At 70.7% G+C, this 2,771-nt stretch carries 3 protein-coding genes; all 3 read left to right on the plus strand.

The genetic code is table 11. The annotated features are described in order from the left end of the window. Positions 1-156 precede the first annotated feature (156 nt). Positions 157-792 carry a TetR/AcrR family transcriptional regulator gene (locus tag JHD21_RS21730; protein WP_292679629.1) on the plus strand — a complete coding sequence of 212 codons (636 nt, stop codon included), beginning with the start codon at positions 157-159 and terminating at the stop codon, positions 790-792. 9 nt (positions 793-801) lie between these two features. Continuing rightward, positions 802-2,145: a hypothetical protein gene (locus JHD21_RS21735; RefSeq protein ID WP_292679630.1), complete on the plus strand. Its 1,344-nt coding sequence runs from the start codon at positions 802-804 to the stop codon at positions 2,143-2,145. A 133-nt stretch (positions 2,146-2,278) separates the two neighbouring features. Continuing rightward, positions 2,279-2,771: class I tRNA ligase family protein (locus JHD21_RS21740; protein ID WP_292679631.1), on the plus strand; the 493-nt coding region annotated here is incomplete at its 3' end.

Raw genomic sequence — 2,771 nt, forward strand, 5'->3', positions numbered from 1 at the left:
GATGGGGACAGTGGGGGGTGGGCGTCCCCATCCCGCCTGGGTGCGCGACCTCGAGGATCGCACGCGGGGGTCCGTCTTGACAGTGGTCCAGACGGAGCATGACAAGTGTCCAAATAGTGCTTGACGGTTGTCAAGTTCCCGCCGACGATGGCTCCCGTGACCCCACCGCCCTCGGCCGCGCGTGTCCGGCGGTCCCCCGTGGACCGGTACGACGAACGGCGCGAGCAGCTCGCCGAGTCGGCCCTGAAGACCCTCGGTGAGCTCGGGTACGCGCGCACCAGCCTGCGCGACATCGCCACCAACTCCCCGTTCAGCCACGGCGTCCTGCACTACTACTTCGACGACAAGCTCGACCTCATCGACTACTGCATCCGCTACTACAAGGCGAAGTGCGTGACCCGCTACGACGCCGTGATCGCGGACTCGACCGGGCCCGACGAGCTGCGCGAGGCGTTCGCGGCGAAGCTCGTCGAGACGATCGTCGAGGAGGGCCCCATGCACCGGCTCTGGTACGACATCCGCGCCCAGAGCATGTTCGAGCACCGGCTCCGACCTGCGGTCACCTACGTGGACCAGACGCTCGAGGACATGGTCTGGCGGGTCATCGACCGCTATGCCGAGCTGAGCTCGGCCACGCCGGCCCTGAGCCCGGCCGCGGCCTACGGCATGCTCGACGGGCTCTTCCATGCCGCTCTGCTCGGTGAGGCCCTCGGCGAGGACGACGCGCTCCCGACCCTCGTCGACCAGGTGCACGGTCTGCTCCCGCTGACCATCGAGGGCGGCACGCCCTAGAGTCTGCGCGTGCGTCAGGCGGCGAGACGGCGTCTCTTCGGCCGCGACCTGTGGCTCACGCTCGCGGTCGGGTCGCTCGCCGCGGTCATCGCGTGGGTCAGGCTCGAGAACCGGACGCGCGGGGTCGTGTGGGCCGAGGACGGGCTGTTCCTCGAGGACCGGCTGGGATCCGCGCCCCTCGTGGCGCTGGTCGACCCGTACCAGGGCTACCTGCACGTCCTGCCCCGGGCGATCGTCGAGGTCGCCGTCCTGCTGCCGATCCGGGACTTCGCCGTGGCCGTCACGGCGCTGTGCTGCGTCGTCGTCGGTGCCGTGGCCGCGCTGGTCTACGTCTGCAGCCGCGACGTGCTGCAGCTCCGCACTGCCCGGGTCGCGCTGGCGCTGGTGACCGCGCTGGTGCCCACGGCCGCCGCCGAGGTGCTGGGCAACACCGCCAACCTGCACTGGCTCCTGCTGTGGCTGACGCCCTGGGTGCTCCTGTTCCGCCCCGCCTCGCGAGGGCAGGGCTGGGTGCTCGGCGCGGTGCTCCTGGTCGTCGGTCTCAGCGAGATCCAGTCCGTGTTCTTCGTCCCCCTGCTGCTGGTCGGTCTCCGGCAGCCGTTCCGGGCACCGATGCGGGTCGGGCTCCTGGCCGGGCTGTCCGCACAGCTCGTCGTCTACCTCAGCACCGGGCGCGACGCCGCGGCGGCGGACACGGGGACGCCCTCCCTCGCGGACCTGGTCCAGGGCTACGGGCTGCACGTCGTCCTGCAGACCTGGCTCCCCGCCACGGGCGGGGTCGGTGACGTGCTCGTCGAGCACGGATGGTCGCTGGTGGTGCTGGCCTCCCTGCCTTTCCTCGTGGCACTGGCGCTGCTCGTGCGCGGCACGAGGACCGGTGACGACCTGGTGCTGACCGGGACCCTGCTCGTGGGAGCCGTCGTGCCGTTCGTCGCCGGCCTGACCCTCAACTTCCGGACGTTCCTGGCGTTCTCCGACCTCCCGGTCGAGACCCTGTCGCACGCCGCGCCGCTGCGCTACGCGCTGGTGCCCAGCATGTTCGCGCTCGCCGCGGTGGTCGTCGTCGCCGACCGCTGGGCACGGCGGCCCGGCCGGCTGGGTGTCGTGCTGGCCACCGGGTCGCTCGTGGGCCTCGCGGCCCTCGGGATCGTCAACGTCGACCCCGAGCCGAACACCCGCAGCGGCTACCGGGGATGGGCTGCGGAGATCAGCGCGGCCGAGCGCGAGTGCCGCGCGGGCGCCGACCGGGTGGCCGTCGACATCGCTCCGGCGACGTGGGTCGTCGAGATGACCTGCACGGACATCACCGCGAGGTCACCGATGGTCGCACCAAGCGCTAGCATGGGTTCATGACCACCCGGTCCGAGCTTCTTGGACAGCCGCGCTGACCACTGCCCATCGGCAGAGCCGTCGGCGCGGCAACCCCTCCATGCGAGGGGTTTTTTCATGCCAGGACGGATCGCGCAGGCAAGGACGTGAGAGACAGATGAGCCAGACCGACGAGACCACCGGACCCCGGGACGACGCGGGGGCCGAGGCCGAGCGCTACGACGTCGCCGCGGTCGAGGAGAAGTGGCAGCGGGTGTGGGCCGACCTGGACCCGTTCCGCGCCCACGACGACTCCCCGCGCGAGAAGCGCTACGCGCTGACGATGTTCCCCTACCCCAGCGGCGACCTGCACATGGGGCACGCCGAGGTGTTCGCGCTGCACGACGTGCTGGCGCGCTACTGGTGGCTGCGCGGCTACGAGGTGCTCAACCCGATGGGGTTCGACTCGTTCGGGCTGAACGCCGAGAACGCCGCGATCCGGGACAACGAGCACCCGGCGACGTTCACGTACGCCAACATCGCCATCTCCACCGAGTCCTGCAAGAAGTTCGGCACCAGCTTCGACTGGAGCCGGACCCTGAACACCTCCGACCCCGAGTACTACCGCTGGACGCAGTGGCTGTTCCTGAAGTTCCGCGAGCGGGGCCTGG

Origin of the sequence: Nocardioides sp., assembly GCF_016462705.1 — a bacterium.
GTDB lineage: Bacteria > Actinomycetota > Actinomycetes > Propionibacteriales > Nocardioidaceae > Nocardioides.